The 15,018-nt window shown below is 60.6% G+C and carries 12 protein-coding genes; 3 read left to right on the top strand and 9 right to left on the bottom strand.

The window, feature by feature from the left end:
* Window positions 1–15 precede the first annotated feature (15 nt).
* Window positions 16–2,604, bottom strand: coding sequence for a glycosyltransferase (locus V5E99_RS08500; protein ID WP_499802051.1), 2,589 nt, complete (start codon window positions 2,602–2,604; stop codon window positions 16–18).
* 227 nt (window positions 2,605–2,831) lie between these two features.
* Here V5E99_RS08500 and tcdA point away from each other — a divergent pair, with 227 nt between their 5' ends.
* Entirely contained in the window at window positions 2,832–3,644 is an 813-nt protein-coding gene (tcdA, locus tag V5E99_RS08505; RefSeq protein ID WP_161807497.1) for a tRNA cyclic N6-threonylcarbamoyladenosine(37) synthase TcdA, read from the top strand.
* An 85-nt stretch (window positions 3,645–3,729) separates the two neighbouring features.
* On the opposite strand, the gene V5E99_RS08510 is transcribed toward tcdA, so the two are convergent.
* The gene (locus tag V5E99_RS08510) at window positions 3,730–4,137 is read right to left on the bottom strand and encodes a SufE family protein (protein WP_499802052.1); all 408 of its coding nucleotides are present in this window, start codon (window positions 4,135–4,137) and stop codon (window positions 3,730–3,732) included.
* Window positions 4,134–5,339, bottom strand: a complete 1,206-nt coding sequence (locus V5E99_RS08515) for an aminotransferase class V-fold PLP-dependent enzyme (protein WP_499802053.1) — start codon at window positions 5,337–5,339, stop codon at window positions 4,134–4,136. Before V5E99_RS08515 ends, V5E99_RS08510 begins: the two co-directional genes overlap by 4 nt.
* Between V5E99_RS08515 and V5E99_RS08520 the strand changes: the two genes are divergently transcribed.
* Window positions 5,338–5,529, top strand: coding sequence for a hypothetical protein (locus V5E99_RS08520; protein ID WP_499802054.1), 192 nt, complete (start codon window positions 5,338–5,340; stop codon window positions 5,527–5,529). The genes V5E99_RS08515 and V5E99_RS08520 overlap by 2 nt on opposite strands.
* On the opposite strand, the gene dapD is transcribed toward V5E99_RS08520, so the two are convergent.
* Window positions 5,526–6,560: a 2,3,4,5-tetrahydropyridine-2,6-dicarboxylate N-succinyltransferase gene (gene dapD, locus V5E99_RS08525; protein ID WP_499802055.1), complete on the bottom strand. Its 1,035-nt coding sequence runs from the start codon at window positions 6,558–6,560 to the stop codon at window positions 5,526–5,528. The genes V5E99_RS08520 and dapD overlap by 4 nt on opposite strands.
* 32 nt (window positions 6,561–6,592) lie before the next feature.
* On the bottom strand, window positions 6,593–6,955 hold the full coding sequence (locus V5E99_RS08530) for an ArsC family reductase (protein ID WP_010462846.1): 363 nt from the start codon (window positions 6,953–6,955) through the stop codon (window positions 6,593–6,595).
* A gap of 276 nt (window positions 6,956–7,231) precedes the next feature.
* Between V5E99_RS08530 and V5E99_RS08535 the strand changes: the two genes are divergently transcribed.
* Window positions 7,232–8,863 (top strand): Na+/H+ antiporter, encoded by a 1,632-nt coding sequence (locus tag V5E99_RS08535; RefSeq protein ID WP_499802056.1) that lies wholly within the window; start codon window positions 7,232–7,234, stop codon window positions 8,861–8,863.
* Between the two features lie 25 nt (window positions 8,864–8,888).
* On the opposite strand, the gene V5E99_RS08540 is transcribed toward V5E99_RS08535, so the two are convergent.
* From V5E99_RS08540 to map, 4 genes are all read right to left on the bottom strand, one after another.
* The gene (locus V5E99_RS08540; protein WP_499802057.1) at window positions 8,889–9,650 is read right to left on the bottom strand and encodes a M12 family metallopeptidase; all 762 of its coding nucleotides are present in this window, start codon (window positions 9,648–9,650) and stop codon (window positions 8,889–8,891) included.
* Window positions 9,651–9,822: 172 nt separating this feature from the next.
* Window positions 9,823–11,022 carry a succinyldiaminopimelate transaminase gene (dapC, locus tag V5E99_RS08545; RefSeq protein ID WP_499802058.1) on the bottom strand — a complete coding sequence of 400 codons (1,200 nt, stop codon included), beginning with the start codon at window positions 11,020–11,022 and terminating at the stop codon, window positions 9,823–9,825.
* A 122-nt stretch (window positions 11,023–11,144) separates the two neighbouring features.
* A complete protein-coding gene (locus tag V5E99_RS08550; protein ID WP_499802059.1) occupies window positions 11,145–13,847 on the bottom strand; it encodes a [protein-PII] uridylyltransferase in 2,703 nt (900 codons plus the stop codon).
* A 44-nt stretch (window positions 13,848–13,891) separates the two neighbouring features.
* Entirely contained in the window at window positions 13,892–14,674 is a 783-nt protein-coding gene (map, locus tag V5E99_RS08555) for a type I methionyl aminopeptidase (protein WP_499802060.1), read from the bottom strand.
* Window positions 14,675–15,018 lie beyond the last annotated feature (344 nt).

The raw sequence follows: 15,018 nt of genomic DNA on the forward strand, positions 1-15,018 counted from the left end.
TTATCCAGTAACGGATTACGCCGTTGCAGGTTCAGGCTCGGCCACCGGTTTCGGCAGCGAAGACAGGAACGCCATGATCAGCGCCGCCAGGTACGGCAGCGACTGCACCAGCAGCATGATCACCCAGAAGCGCATGTCGTTGCTCGGCAAGCCGTTCACCAGGAAGATCCCCAGCGCGGCGCCCCACAACAGCAGCATGATGAACATCTCTTCGCGCGCTTCCGAAATCGCTACCCAGAAGCCGTGGTTATCGGCGTTTTTCGGCGTACGGAAGAACGGAATGCTGCTGGTGAAGAAGCCGTACAGCACCGCTTTGGCGATGGTGTGCGACAACGCCAAACCGGCCAGCGCCGCGCAGAACGCATCCTTCAGGTTGACCCCGACCGCACGGCGGTACAGGAAGATGATCTTGCCGACCTTGAACACGAACAGCGCCAATGGCGGGATTGCGAAAATCAGCAACGGTGGATCGACCCGCTGCGGCACGATGATCATCGCCGCCGACCACAACAGGGCACCGACGGTGAAGAAGATGTTCATGCCGTCCGCCACCCACGGCAACCAGCCCGCGAGGAAGTGGTAACGCTGGCCACGGGTCAGCTCGGTGTCCTTGCCGCGCAGCAGACTGGCGGTGTGACGCTTGATGATCTGAATCGCGCCATAGGCCCAGCGGAAACGCTGTTTCTTGAAGTCGATAAAGGTATCCGGCATCAGGCCCTTGCCGTAGCTGGTGTGGTAATACGCCGCCGACAAACCTTTTTCGAACACCCGCAGGCCCAACTCGGCGTCTTCACAGATGCACCAGTCGGCCCAGCCCAGTTCCTCGAGCACCGAACGGCGGGTCATGGTCATGGTGCCGTGCTGGATGATCGCGTCACGGTCGTTACGGGTGACCATGCCGATGTGGAAGAAGCCTTTGTATTCCGCGTAGCAGAGCTTCTTGAAGGTGCTTTCGTTCTGGTCGCGATAATCCTGCGGCGACTGCACCACAGCGATTTTCGGATCGGCGAAGTGCGGCACCATGTGCTTGAGCCAGTTCGGGTCGACGCAGTAGTCCGAGTCGATCACCGCAATCACTTCGGCATCCTTGGCGGTGTGCGGGATCAGGTAATTCAGCGCACCACCCTTGAAACCGGCCAACGGGGCGACGTGGAAGAACTTGAAGCGCGGGCCGAGGGTTGCGCAGTAATCGCGCACCGGTTCCCAGACCGCCGGGTCCTTGGTGTTGTTGTCGATGATCAGGACTTCGAAGTCCGGATAGTCGAGGTTGGCCAGGGCGTTGAGGGTCTGTTTGACCATCTCCGGCGGCTCGTTGTAGCACGGTACGTGAATCGAGACTTTTGGTCGGTAGTCCGAATCCCCCACCACCGGCAGGAATTCTCGCCGGCGCTTGTGGGTCCAGACCGCTTCGGCCAGTTCATGCGCCTCGGTCAGCAACACGATAAACACCCCGAGCGCACCGAGGGCGAGCAAGAAGCCCACCGTCAGGCTGAACCAGGTGCTGTATTGCTGGCTGTAGTCGTAACCGATCCACACCAGAACCGAACCGCACAAAAACGCGATAAAGGTCAGGAAGGTGCGGCCCCGTTGACGCAGGGCCGAGCCGTCGATCATCAGCAAGGTCAGCGACAGCAAGGCCAGTACCGCCGAACCGATGGCCAGCACGCGCCATTGCGGGATCGCAACCACCGGGCCTTCGAAGTTGAATTTCTGTTGGCGTGCGGCGTTGAACACGCCCCAATACGCGCCCACCGAGCCTTCGTCGCTGGCCTTCCACGGCTGGTCAAACGCTTCGATCACGAAGTAGTTGAAGCCCTGGCGGTTCAGCTTGTTGACCAATGTACGCAGGTAGATCGCTTGATCTGCCGGGCTCGCGTCGGTGCCGCCACGCATCCGGCCGTTGCTCGGCCAGCCAACCTCCGAAAGCAGCAGCGGTTTTTTCGGGAACATCTTTTTCAGGTCCCGGGCGCGGTCGAGGACGAACTGGCCGGCCTTGTCCACCGGGATGAATTCCCAATAAGGCAGAACGTGGGCGGCGATCAGGTCAACGTGCTTGGCCAGTTCCGGGTGTTCTTCCCAGACGTGCCATTGCTCGGACGTGGTCACCGGTACTTTCACGGCGGCACGAACTCGGTCGAGGATGACGCTCAGGTCCTTGGCGGTAATTTCCTTACGGAAGATTGCCTCGTTGCCTACAACCACGCGTACCACGCTGCGGGAAGTGTTGGCCAGTTCGATGGCGCGCAGGATCTCGCGTTCGTTGCGTTCCTGGTCCGGGCTGATCCAGATCCCCAGGGTTACGCGCAAGCCGAACTCTTCCGCCAGTTTGGGAATGTCCTCCAGCGTGCCGTCGACCGAGTAGGTGCGGATGTTGTCCGTCAGCTTGCTCATGATCTCCAGGTCGCGACGCATTTCATCGTCGGTCGGGTACTGGTCTTTCTGTGGGTACTGGCCTTGCTGGAACGGCGAGTACGAAAAACCGGAGATCTGTTCAGGCCAGTTGGGGGCGGAGACCGGGCGGTTAATCAGCGCCCAGAAGCCGGTAAACAAGGCTGCGATGGCGAGCACCACGACCAGGTTGAGTCCAAATTTACGCGATGACATAGCTTTTTCGGGTTCCAAAGGCTGTGGAACGAAGGAACGGTTGGCGGCTGGCTGCCGAGGGGCAGGGCGCGCATCCTACACTGGCGGTTCTCTGACCGTACAGCGAACAGGGAAATGCCTGACGTTGGGCACTGCCGTTTCACATAAGTTCTTACACTTGTAGCTGGAAGGTTAAAAGTTCTCGCGCTGTGGCCCTATAATGCGCGCCGGTTTTTGGGGTAATGGTCATGAGTACAGAAGATCCGCGGTTTGCCGGCATCGCTCGGTTGTATGGCATTGAAGGCCTGGAGCGTTTGCGCGCGGCCCATGTGGCGATTGTCGGCGTTGGCGGCGTTGGTTCCTGGGCGGCGGAAGCGGTGGCGCGGTGTGGCGTGGGCGAGATTTCGCTGTTCGACCTGGACGACGTCTGCGTCAGCAACGCCAACCGTCAGTTGCACGCACTGGACAGCACCGTCGGCAAACCCAAGGTCGAAGTGATGGCCGAGCGCCTGCGCGGGATCAACCCGGATTGCACGGTGCACGCGGTGGCGGATTTCGTCACCCGCGAGACCATGGCCGAGTACATCACGCCGAACATCGACTGCGTGATCGACTGCATCGACAGCGTCAACGCCAAAGCTGCGCTGATCGCCTGGTGCAAACGCCGCAAGATCCAGATCATCACCACCGGCGGTGCGGGCGGGCAGATCGACCCGACGCTGATCCAGGTCTGCGACCTCAACCGCACGTTCAACGATCCGCTGGCCTCGAAAGTGCGCTCCACCCTGCGCCGCGACTACAACTTCTCCCGCACCGTGACCCGCCATTACAGCGTGCCGTGCGTGTTTTCCACCGAGCAACTGCGCTACCCGAAACCGGATGGCAGCATTTGTTTGCAGAAGAGTTTTGTCGGTGATGGCGTGAAGCTCGACTGCGCCGGCGGGTTTGGCGCGGTGATGATGGTGACGGCGACGTTCGGCATGGTCGCGGCGACCAAGGCTGTGGATAAGATTGTGGCTGGGGTTCGGCGGCCGGCGGATCGAATCAAGCCTGAGGCCTAAAGCAGAATCCCCGTAGGAGCTGCCGAAGGCTGCGATCTTTTGACTTTGATTTTTAAGATCAATAGATCGCAGCCTTCGGCAGCTCCTACACGTCGCTCAGGCTCCGCATCCTCTGGAGCACGGCATTGAGGCCATTACTGCGCGAAGGCGACAACTGCCGGCTCAGCCCCAACTGATTAAACCAATCCGGCAAATCCACCTGTTGCAACTCATCGGCCGACAACCCGTTAACCCGCGCCAGCAGCAACGCCACCAGCCCGCGAATCAATCGCGCATCGCTGCTCGCGGCGAATTGCCAGTGTCCATCCTGCAACGCCCCCACCAGCCAGACCTGGCTTTCACAGCCATGCACGCGGTTGGCTTCAACCTTATCCACATCGCTCAACGCCGGCAGGCGATCACCCCATTGCATCAGCAATCGTGCCCGCTGCTCCCAGCTCCCGGCTTGTTCAAAGGCGTTTAGCGCCAGAGCTGCATCCGCCGGCAAGCTCATCGCAACAACTCCAGCGCCTGATCCAGCGCTTCAAAGAAGCGTTCCAGATCCTCGGAATCGTTGTACAACGCCAGCGACACCCGAATCGCTCCGGCCAGTTCGAAACTTTTGAGCAACGGCATGGCGCAGTGATGGCCGGCGCGCACGGCAATCCCCTGCTCAGTCAGCAAATGCGCGAGATCCGAGTTATGCACACCCTCGACGACAAAACTGGCCAAGGCCAATTGCGGTTTGCCCAGCAGTCGAATGCCGTTGCGCGCCTCAAGGCCTTTGAGCAAGTAGTCATGCAGCGCGGCTTCGTGAGCGGACACCGCGTCCTGATCGAGCCCGGCGAGGTAATCCAGGGTGGCCCCCAAACCAATCACGCTGGCAATCGGCGGCGTACCGGCCTCGAAGCCCAGGGGTGCCGGGCGGAAACGCGCATCGTGGTAGTTGGCGTCCAGCACCATCTCGCCGCCGAATTGCCACGGGCGCAGTTGCTCAAGGGCCGCATTACGCCCGAACAGCACGCCCAGGCCATCGGGGCCGTAGAGCTTGTGGCTGGAAAACACATAGAAGTCGCAACCCAGCGCCTGCACGTCATGGCGGCCATGGACCACGCCTTGCGCGCCATCGACCACGGTCAGGGCGTTGTACGCCTGGGCCAGGGCCAGCAATTCGGGCAACGGCTGCCAGACGCCGAGCACGTTGGACAACTGACTGACCGCCAGCAAGCGGGTGCGTGGGCCGATCAACAGCGCGGCAGCGTTCAGGTCGATCACGCCGTCGCTGTCCAGCGGCAAAATCACCAGTTTCAGGTCGCGGCGCAGGGCCAGTTGCTGCCAGGGCAGCAGGTTGGCGTGATGCTCCAGGGCGCTGATGACAATTTCATCGCCCGGATTGAATAAGTGTTCCAGGCCATAGGCCAGGAGGTTCAGCGCGGAGGTCGCGCCGTGGGTAAAAACGATCTGCCCGCCATCGCCAGCATTCAGCCACTGGGCGACTTTGCTGCGGCTGTCCTCGAACGCCTGGGTGGCGTGGGCGCCGGGCAAGTGTTGCGCCCTATGCACGTTGGCCGCGCCGTTGGCGTAGTAATGCGTCAGGGCATCCAGCAGGGCTTGAGGTTTTTGCGTGGTGGCGGCGTTGTCCAGATAGGTCTGGTCTTGCCGTTGCAGGGCGGCGATGGCCGGAAAATCGGCGCGCCAAGGAGAGGGAATCATCATGCTATTGAGCCCTGGTGAACATGGGCGGGGAACGCCTGACCTTGATCTCGACCGTGATCGTGATCTTGACCTTGCTCTAGTAGGAGCAAAGCTTGCTCGCGAAGCTTTTGGCGTCAGTGATGACGCCATCGCGGGCAAGCCTTGCTCCTACAAGGGCAAGGTGCAGGTGATCGTTTTGCGCGCTGTTTAGTTGTGAGCGTGCAGCGCTTCGTTCAGTTCGATGGCCGATTTGTGGGTTTTGCATTCCACGGCACCGGTCTCCGAATTACGGCGGAACAGCAGGTCGGGTTGACCGGCCAGTTCACGGGCCTTCACGACTTTGACCAGTTTGTTGTGCTCGTCCAGCAGTGCCACTTTGGTGCCAGCGGTCACGTACAGGCCCGACTCCACGGTGTTGCGGTCGCCCAACGGGATGCCGATACCGGCGTTCGCGCCGATCAGGCAGCCTTCGCCGACCTTGATCACGATGTTGCCGCCGCCCGACAGGGTGCCCATGGTCGAGCAACCGCCGCCCAGGTCCGAACCTTTGCCGACGAACACGCCCGCCGAGACGCGACCTTCGATCATGCCCGGGCCTTCGGTGCCGGCGTTGAAGTTGACGAAACCTTCGTGCATCACGGTGGTGCCTTCGCCCACATAGGCGCCCAGGCGGATACGCGCGGCGTCAGCGATACGCACACCGGCCGGAACCACGTAGTCGGTCATTTTCGGGAACTTGTCCACCGAGAATACTTCCAGCAGCTCGCCGCGCAGGCGGGCTTCGAGTTGATGTTCGGCCAGTTCGGCCAGATCGATGGCGCCCTGGCTGGTCCACGCGACGTTCGGCAGCAGCGGGAACACGCCGGCCAGGTTCAGACCATGGGGCTTGACCAGACGGTGGGACAGCAGGTGCAGCTTGAGGTAAGCCTCAGGCGTGGAGGTCAGTTGAGCGTCTTCAGCCAGGAGGGTCGCAACCAGCGGCTTGTGGCTTTCGGCCAGACGGGTCAGCAGTTTGCCTTGAACGGCGTCGATGCCTTTAACGGCTTCAGCCAGTTGCGCTGCCTGGGCGGTGGTGAAAGTAATGGCCTGGTTGCCTTCGGTGTAACCGAGGATCGGCGCAATGGCAGCGACCAGTTCGGGCGAAGGGTTGAGCAATGGCTGTGCGTAAAACACTTCCAGCCAGGTGCCTTGACGATTTTGAGTGCCGACACCGAAGGCCAGGCTGAACAGGGAATTGGACATGTTGATACCTCTAACAAAAGGAACGGGCTGCCTTACTTGAGTGCGGCCGCGTAGATATCTGGCTTGAAGCCAATCAGGGTTCGGTCACCGAGATCGAGCACCGGGCGCTTGATCATCGAGGGTTGTGCGAGCATCAGTTCGATAGCTTTGGCTTGGTCGAGATCGGCTTTGCGTTCGTCGTCGAGTTTGCGAAAGGTCGTGCCTGCCCGGTTCAACACCACTTGCCAGCCGTGCTCGTCGCACCATTGGGTCAGGTGTTCACGGTCGATTCCGGCCGTTTTGTAATCATGGAAATCGTAGCTGACAGCGTGTTCATCGAGCCAGGTGCGCGCCTTTTTCATGGTGTCGCAGGCTTTGATGCCGAAAAGGTGCAACGTTTTGCTTGAAACGGTCAAGGAATTGCCCCCTTTACAGGTGCTGGAAAAAAAGGTCCCGGATTATGCCATGGCCTTGCGGTGAAAGCGCAAAACCCGTAGGAGCAAAGCTTGCTCGCGATGACGGAGTGTCAGGCGGTATTGATGGCGACTGACACACCGCTATCGCGAGCAAGCTTTGCTCCTACAGGATTTGCGGTGTTTGCGGGCGATGCGACATTGGTGCAACGGCCTGCAATCAGTCTATGCGGCTAATATGGCACTTCAATGCTGTCGATGGCCTGGGAAAAACGCGTAATGCAAACCGCCTACACCGTCCTGATCATGCTGATGCTGGTCAGTGTTTCACGCCTGATCGGGCGGGTGATTCCGCTGCCGTTGCCCTTGGTGCAAATCGGCGCGGGCGCTTTGCTGGCCTGGCCGACGCTGGGGCTGCATGTGGCGCTGGACCCGGAATTGTTCCTGTTTCTGTTCTTGCCACCGTTGCTGTTCTCCGACGGCTGGCGCATGCCCAAGCGTGAGTTATGGCGCCTGCGCGGGCCGATCCTGACCTTGGCGGTGGGCCTGGTGCTGTTCACGGTGGTCGGCGCCGGGTATTTCATTCATTGGTTGATCCCGAGCATTCCGCTGACGGTGGCGTTTGCCTTGGCGGCGGTGCTTTCACCGACCGATGCCGTGGCGGTCTCGGCGATTTCCCAGAACCGCTTGCCGACACCGTTGATGCATATGCTGCAGGGCGAGGCGCTGATGAACGACGCCTCGGGCCTGGTGACCTTCAAGTTTGCCCTGGCGGCGGCGGTGACCGGTGTGTTCTCCCTGGCCAGCGCGAGCCTGACGTTCGTGCTGGTGGCGGTCGGTGGTCTGGCCACGGGGGTGGCGTTGAGCTGGCTGGTCGGGCGTTTGCGCTCGTGGATGATCGCTCGCGGCTGGGATGATCCGGCCACCCATGTGGTGTTCATGTTGCTGTTGCCGTTCGCCGCGTATGTATTGGCCGAACGCTTGGGTGCTTCCGGGATTCTTTCGGCGGTGGCGGCGGGGATGATGCAGAGCTGGCTCGACCTGTTGCCGCGCCAGACCAGCACCCGGTTGCTCAATCGCAGCGTCTGGTCCTTGCTGGAGTTCGCCTTCAACGGTTTGATCTTCCTGCTGCTGGGCTTGCAGTTGCCGGACATCATCAAAGCCGTGGCCAGCCATGAAACCTCGTTGTGGCCGACGCTGCTCTATCGTTGCCTGGACGTGGTGGCGATTTTCCTGGTGCTGCTGGTGTTGCGGTTTGTCTGGGTGCAAAGCACGTGGCGGGTGTCGGGGCTGATGCGGCGCTGGCGTGGCAGAGGCGAGCTGACGCTGGTGCCCACGGCGCGATCCTGCTGGTTGCTGACCGTCGGTGGCGTTCGCGGGGCGGTGACCCTGGCGGGCGTGCTGTCCGTGCCGATGTTGATGGGCGCGGATGCCTTCCCCGAGCGCGACCTGCTGATTTTTATCGCGGCCGGGGTGATTCTGCTGTCGCTGATCGCCGCGTGCATCGCCTTGCCGCTGCTACTGCGCGGTATCGAGAAAAGCCCCGACGACAAACGCCGCAATGAAGTGCGCGAGGCCTGGCGCAAAACCGCTGAAGCGGCGATCCATGCGCTGGAAGTCGAGGAGGCCAAACCTGCGGATGCCGCCGAAGCGGCGCTGGCGGCCGAACTCAAGGCGCGGATCATGTCCGAGTACCGCCATCAGTTGGAGGTGTTCAATGACTCCGCCGAAGCCCAGGCCCTGGCGTTCCAGATGGACTTGCTGGAGCGGCGTTTACGCTTGAAGGCACTGCGGGCGCAGCGCCTGGAGTTGTATAGCTTGAGCCGTCATCACCAGATTGGTGATGACGTATTGCGCGAAGTGTTGGGTGAACTGGACTTGAGTGAGGCCAATCTGGGGCAGGTTAAATAAAGACTCATTTGATGCCGGGCTTAACTTACTCGGCGGGATAAGGGTAGGCCTTGGCCATGAACGCTTTGTCCTTTTCGCTGAGCACCAGATTCAGATCGATCTTGAAGTCGCCGTGGGTCCATTCCTGCCGGACGGCATAGTGCATGATGGAGTGCCGGTCATAGGGCGAGTAACTGACTTCGCTGGCGTCCAGGCGATTGAAATACCGTTTATCAACGAAGTCGCGCAGGTAATCATCGTTTTCGTCCGCTTCCTCGATATTCACGCCATGTGCTTCATAAACCGCTGGCTTGTTCCAGGGAATGTCCGCTTCGGGATGCTGGTGTTCATGTTGGGCGCCCAATACATGGCCAAACTCATGCATGACATTGGCGGCGAAAAACGCCGGCATGCGCATGTCCGGCGACAGACCCATGGTCGGACCTTCTTCGCGCAGCAAAGCATCGGTGCCGACCATTGACCAGTAAGTACCGGGTGTGCGGCTGATGCGGATATTACCCTCTGTACCGTCGACGAATTCGAACTTGAGGTTGATGTGTGGCAACCAGTTATTAGCGGCGGCTTTGGTGGCGTCCTTGAACGCTTGGTCGCCGTCCAGAAAGGCAATACGCAGTGTGCGGCCGGGGGCCCAGAAGTGTGTGTGCTTGATGGCGGCGCGCTTGCGGCGGCCTGATGCGGAAGGGCCGCGATTAGCCGGGTTTTCGGTAACGGCCACTTCATAAGAAGCATTCATGTCGCCAGCCTCTTTAATCAGGCAGGGCGCAAAGTTGTGAGGGGGATTGTTCATTGTCGACTTCCTTGTGCATAAAAAATGCCTGAATCATTTCTGGCATTAGCGCGAGACGAAAGACTAAGAGGGATAAGGCGAGTTGTTAAGTTTGAATATAAGTAAGGTTGTTGCTTGGCATCTTTTAAGTCCGCACGGCATTGCACCGTGCGGACTATCGATTAATTTCGACTTATGACTTGTTGGTAATAAACGCGCGAATCCGTTCTGCCGCTTCAACACATTCGGCCAGTGGCGCAACCAGAGCCATGCGGATTCGCCCGGCACCTGGATTGAAACCATCCACGTCGCGGGACAGGTAAGAACCCGGCACGACCGTCACATGTTCTTGCACGAACAGATCCCGGCAGAACGCCTCGTCGTCGCCTTCAACGTTCGGCCACAGATAGAAACCGCCGTCCGGACGCTGCACGTCCATCACCGGGCTGAGGATTTCCAGCACTGCGTCGTACTTTTCGCGATACAGCGCCCGGTTGGCGCGCACGTGCACTTCGTCATTCCACGCGGCCACGCTGGCCAATTGGGTCTGAACCGGCATCGCGCAGCCGTGGTAGGTGCGATACAGCAGGAAGCCTTTGAGGATCTCGGCATCGCCGGCCACAAAGCCCGAACGCAGGCCCGGCAGGTTGGAACGCTTGGACAGGCTGTGGAACACCACGCAGCGTTTGAAATCCTTGCGGCCCAGTTCCACGCAGGCGCTGAGCAGGCCGGCCGGCGGGGTTTGTTCGTCGAAATACAGTTCGCTGTAGCACTCGTCGGCGGCGATGACGAAATCGTATTCGTCGGCCAGGGCGATCAGCTTTTTCAGGGTTTTAACCGGGATCAGCGCCCCGGTTGGGTTGCCCGGCGAGCACAGGAACAGGATCTGGCAGCGCTTCCAGATGTCCGGTGTCACCGCGTCAAAATCCGGGTTGAAGCCGTTTTCATCCAGGCAGGGCAGGTAATGCGGCTTGGCCCCGGCGAGGAACGCGGCGCCTTCATAGATTTGATAGAACGGGTTCGGGCTGACGACCAAGGCGTCTTCGCCACGGTTGACCACGGTTTGCGTGAAGGCGAACAGCGCTTCACGGGTGCCGTTGACCGGCAACACATTACGCGCCGGATCGAGCCAACCGCTCGGAACGTTGAAACGACGTTCGCACCAGGCCGCGATGGCTTCACGCAAGGCCGGGATGCCGAGGGTGGTCGGGTACACGGCCATCTGATCCAGATTGCTGGCCAGGGCCTCGGCGACAAAACTCGGCGAGCGGTGTTTCGGCTCACCGATGGACAAGGCGATGGCGCGTTTGTCCGGGTTTGGCGTGACGCTGCCGAGCAGGGCGCGGAGCTTCTCGAACGGGTAGGGCTGCAACTGGGTCAGAGCGTTGTTCATCGGGGGCCTCTTCTAATGTGGGAGCGGGCTTGCTCGCGAAAGCGGTGTGTCAGACACATTGAATGTCGACTGACCCACCGCTTTCGCGAGCAAGCCCGCTCCCACAGGGGAAATGTGTTGGTTCAGATACTGATACGCGACAGTTTGATATCCGGTTCCTGGCTGACACTCAACTGTTCAACGATCGCATCCTGCAAACGGCTGCACAGCAGTGGGTCGGATAACGGCTGGTTGTGCGCGTCGGTGATGAAGAACACGTCTTCCACGCGCTCGCCCAGGGTCGCAATCTTGGCGTTCTGCAGCGACAGGTCGAACTCCAGGAAGATCCCGCCGATACGTGCCAGTAGGCCCGGGCGGTCGGGGGCGCTGAGTTCAAGTACGGTCACCGGACGCTGGGCATCGTTGTGGATCGTCACCTGGGGCGCAAACGCGAAGTGCTTGAGTTGGCGCGGTACCCGGCGCTGGATGATCGTCGGGTAGTCGTCCGGGTTGCGCAGGGCTTCGGTCAGGCCTTCGCGGATCTGCTTGACCCGCGCCGGGTTGTCGCCAATCGAGTCGCCGTCGGTGTCGAGCACGATGTAGGTGTCGAGGGTGAACTGGCTGCTGGAGGTGATGACCCGGGCGTCGTGAATGTTCAGGTTGAGCTGATCCATCGCGGCCACGGTCACGGCGAAGAAGTCGTGCTGGTCCGGCGCGTAGATGAAGATCTGCGTGCCGCCCTCGAATTCGCGCTGGGTGGTTTCCTTGATCAGCACCAGCGGCCCGCCATCGGCCGGCTGCTGGAGGATCGCGTCACTGTGCCAGGCTACGTCACCGGCGGTGTGGCGCAGGAAATAGTCATCGCCCAGTTGCGCCCACAACTGCTCGACATCGTCCGGGTCGGTGCCGCCGCGCACCAGAATGTCCAGGGCCGCGCTCTGGGTCTGGCGGATCTGCTCTTCGCGGTCCACCGGGTTTTCCAGGCCACGGCGCAACGCGCGCTTGGTCTCGGTGTAGAGCTGGCGCAACAGGCTGGCGCGCCAGGAATTCCATAGCGTCGGGTTGGTGGCGTTGATGTCGGCGACGGTCAGCACGTACAGATAATCGAGATGGGTTTCATCGCCGACGATCTGCGCGAAATCGTGGATCACCTGCGGGTCGGACAAGTCCTTGCGCTGGGCGGTGGTCGACATCACCAGGTGGTTTTGCACCAGCCAGACGATCAGCCGGCTGTCCCACACAGGCAATTGATGGCGTTGGCAAAAGGCTTCGGCATCCACCGCGCCGATGTCCGAATGGTCACCGTGCCGGCCCTTGCCGATGTCGTGGTACAGGCCGGCCAGGTAGATCAGCTCGGGCTTGGGCAACTTGCCCATGAGCTTGCTGGCTAGCGGGAATTTTTCCGACACCTGGGTGTACTGCAACTTACGCAGGTGCTTGATCAGGTTCAGGGTGTGGGCGTCGACCGTATAGATGTGAAACAGGTCGTGCTGCATCTGCCCGACGATAAAACCGAACTCCGGCAGGTAGCGCCCGAGGATGCCGTAACGGTTCATCCGCCGCAGGTTACGGTGGATGCCGATCTTGCACTTGAACAGTTCGATAAACAGGCTGGTGTTGCGAATATCGTTGCGGAAATCGTCGTCGATCAGGTGACGGTTTTCCCGCAGCAGGCGGATGGTATCGGCGCGAACGCCTTTGATTTCCGGCTGCTGGGCCATCAGCACGAAGATTTCCAGCATGGCGAACGGCGTGCGGCGGAACACGTTGTTGTTACGTGCCTCGATGTAGCCATCATGCAGCTGGAACCGCGAATTGATCGGCTGCGGCGGTGCTTCGTCTTCCGGCGCGAGGATGACTTCCTCGAAGTGCTGGATGATCAAGTCGCTGAGCTGGGCGATGCTCATGACCACGCGGTAATACTGTTGCATGAAGTTTTCGATGGCTTGCTTGGCGTCATCGCCTTCAAAACCCAGCAGCCCGGCGATGGAGCGCTGGTGGTCGAACAGCAAGCGGTCCTCGGAACGCCCGGCGAGCATGTGCAGGGCGTAGCGGACCTTCCACAGGAATTCCTGGGACGAGGCCAGCAGGGCGTTTTCGCTCTCGACCAGAAACCCTTCGCCGGCCAGGGCCCGCAGGTTAAGGGTGCCGTATTCGCGGCGGGCGACCCAGAGAATCGTCTGGATATCCCGCAGGCCGCCGGGCGAGCCTTTGACGTTGGGTTCCAGGTTGTATTCGGTGTCGTTGTACTTGTGGTGGCGGGCCTTCTGCTCGGCGCGTTTGGCCAGGAAGAAGTCCTTGCTCGGCCACATGTGCGCGGTGCTGGTGACGTCCAGCATGCGCTGGCGCAGGCGCTCGGGGCCGGCGATGGTGCGGCTTTCCATCAGGTTGGTGATCACCGTCAGGTCGGCGCGGGCCTCGACGGCGCACTCGTCCACCGAGCGAACGCTCTGACCGACTTCCAGGCCGATGTCCCACAACAACGTCAGAAAACGCTCGATGGAATCGCGGAAAACTTCGTGGTCGGCGCTGTCCAGCAGGATCAGCAAATCGATGTCGGAGTAGGGGTGCAACTCGCCGCGACCGTAGCCGCCGACCGCGACCAGCGCGATGTCGGCGTCTTCGCTCCAGTTGAACTGTTCCCAGGCCTTTTGCAGGATGTTATCGACGAACCAGGCACGATCCTCGATCAGTCGGCGAATGTCGCGGCCACTGCGAAAGCGCCCGTCGAGCACCTCGCGGGCCTGGCGAATTGCCTTCTTGAAGGCCGCGATCGGGCTGGCCTTCAGGGCCAGTTCAGCCTGGAACTGGCCACGGTCGAAGAGTTCGGGGTCCACCTGCGGCATCGATTGACTTTCCTTTCTATAAGGCTAGGGGCAGAACGGGTCGATCAGGCCGAGACGCGCGGGATGGTGTCATCGGCGCGCAGGGTGAAGATCTCGTAACCGGTGTCGGTCACCAGCAGGGTGTGTTCCCACTGGGCGGACAGCTTGCGGTCCTTGGTGATCGCGGTCCAGCCGTCGCCCAGTACCTTGGTGTCGGCCTTGCCCTGGTTGATCATCGGCTCGATGGTGAAGGTCATGCCCGCCTTGAGCTCCATGCCGGTGCCGGCGCGGCCGTAGTGCAGGATCTGCGGCTCTTCGTGGAAGACCTTGCCGATACCGTGGCCGCAGAACTCGCGAACCACCGAGAAACCGTTCTTTTCGGCGTGCTTCTGGATCACTTCACCGATGTCGCCGAGGCGGCAGCCGGGTTTGACGATTTCGATGGCCTTGTACATGCATTCCTGGGTGATCTGCGACAGGCGCTCGGCCCAGACCGGCACGGTGCCGACGTGGAACATGCGGCTGGTGTCACCGTGGTAGCCGTCCTTGATGACGGTCACATCGATGTTCACGGTGTCGCCATCCTTGAGCGGCTTCTCGTTCGGGATGCCGTGGCAGACCACATGGTTGATCGAGGTGCAGATCGACTTCGGGAAGCCTTTGTAATTGAGCGGGGCAGGGATGGCGTGCTGCTCGTTGACGATGTAGTCGTGGCAGATGCGGTCCAGCTCTTCGGTGGTGACGCCCGGTTTGACATGTTCGGCAATCATTTCCAGCACATCGGCGGCCAGTTTGCCGGCGATCCGCATTTTTGCGATGTCCTCGGGGGTTTTGAGGGTGACGGTCATACAGGCTCTCTCTGCGCTCAACGGCGCTTACTAATTCGAAATGGGCGTTGCGCGATCAATCGTCGCGGCCCTGAAAAACGCGATTCTAACAGACGCTCGGCGCAAATCTGAGCCTCTGTGCGTCGCTTCTCTCTATAGATAGGCGCATTCTTGAGCGATTCCAAGGGCGCAGATGAAGGCGCGCGCCAGGAATTGAGAATCCGGGTTCCGTTTTTTGCAGCCCTGTGATATAAAATGCGCCGCTTTCCGGGGATACCCCGAGAGGCTTAAATCCACACACGTGTCGACACGATGACCTGGGTGCCTTCAGCTGATGCTGCTGGTTGGTCATTGGGATACGTGGA

The sequence above is a fragment of the Janthinobacterium sp. LPB2021202312-11-4 genome, assembly GCF_037049705.1.
Taxonomy (GTDB): Bacteria; Pseudomonadota; Gammaproteobacteria; order Pseudomonadales; family Pseudomonadaceae; genus Aquipseudomonas.

Coding starts and splice junctions, on each gene's coding strand:
- V5E99_RS08500 (WP_499802051.1), bottom strand. CDS start 2,604: ATGTCATCGCGTAAATTTGGACTCAACCTGGTCGTGGTGCTCGCCATC.
- tcdA (WP_161807497.1), top strand. CDS start 2,832: ATGAGTACAGAAGATCCGCGGTTTGCCGGCATCGCTCGGTTGTATGGC.
- V5E99_RS08510 (WP_499802052.1), bottom strand. CDS start 4,137: ATGAGCTTGCCGGCGGATGCAGCTCTGGCGCTAAACGCCTTTGAACAA.
- V5E99_RS08520 (WP_499802054.1), top strand. CDS start 5,338: ATGCTATTGAGCCCTGGTGAACATGGGCGGGGAACGCCTGACCTTGAT.
- V5E99_RS08515 (WP_499802053.1), bottom strand. CDS start 5,339: ATGATGATTCCCTCTCCTTGGCGCGCCGATTTTCCGGCCATCGCCGCC.
- dapD (WP_499802055.1), bottom strand. CDS start 6,560: ATGTCCAATTCCCTGTTCAGCCTGGCCTTCGGTGTCGGCACTCAAAAT.
- V5E99_RS08535 (WP_499802056.1), top strand. CDS start 7,232: ATGCAAACCGCCTACACCGTCCTGATCATGCTGATGCTGGTCAGTGTT.
- V5E99_RS08540 (WP_499802057.1), bottom strand. CDS start 9,650: ATGAACAATCCCCCTCACAACTTTGCGCCCTGCCTGATTAAAGAGGCT.
- dapC (WP_499802058.1), bottom strand. CDS start 11,022: ATGAACAACGCTCTGACCCAGTTGCAGCCCTACCCGTTCGAGAAGCTC.
- V5E99_RS08550 (WP_499802059.1), bottom strand. CDS start 13,847: ATGCCGCAGGTGGACCCCGAACTCTTCGACCGTGGCCAGTTCCAGGCT.
- map (WP_499802060.1), bottom strand. CDS start 14,674: ATGACCGTCACCCTCAAAACCCCCGAGGACATCGCAAAAATGCGGATC.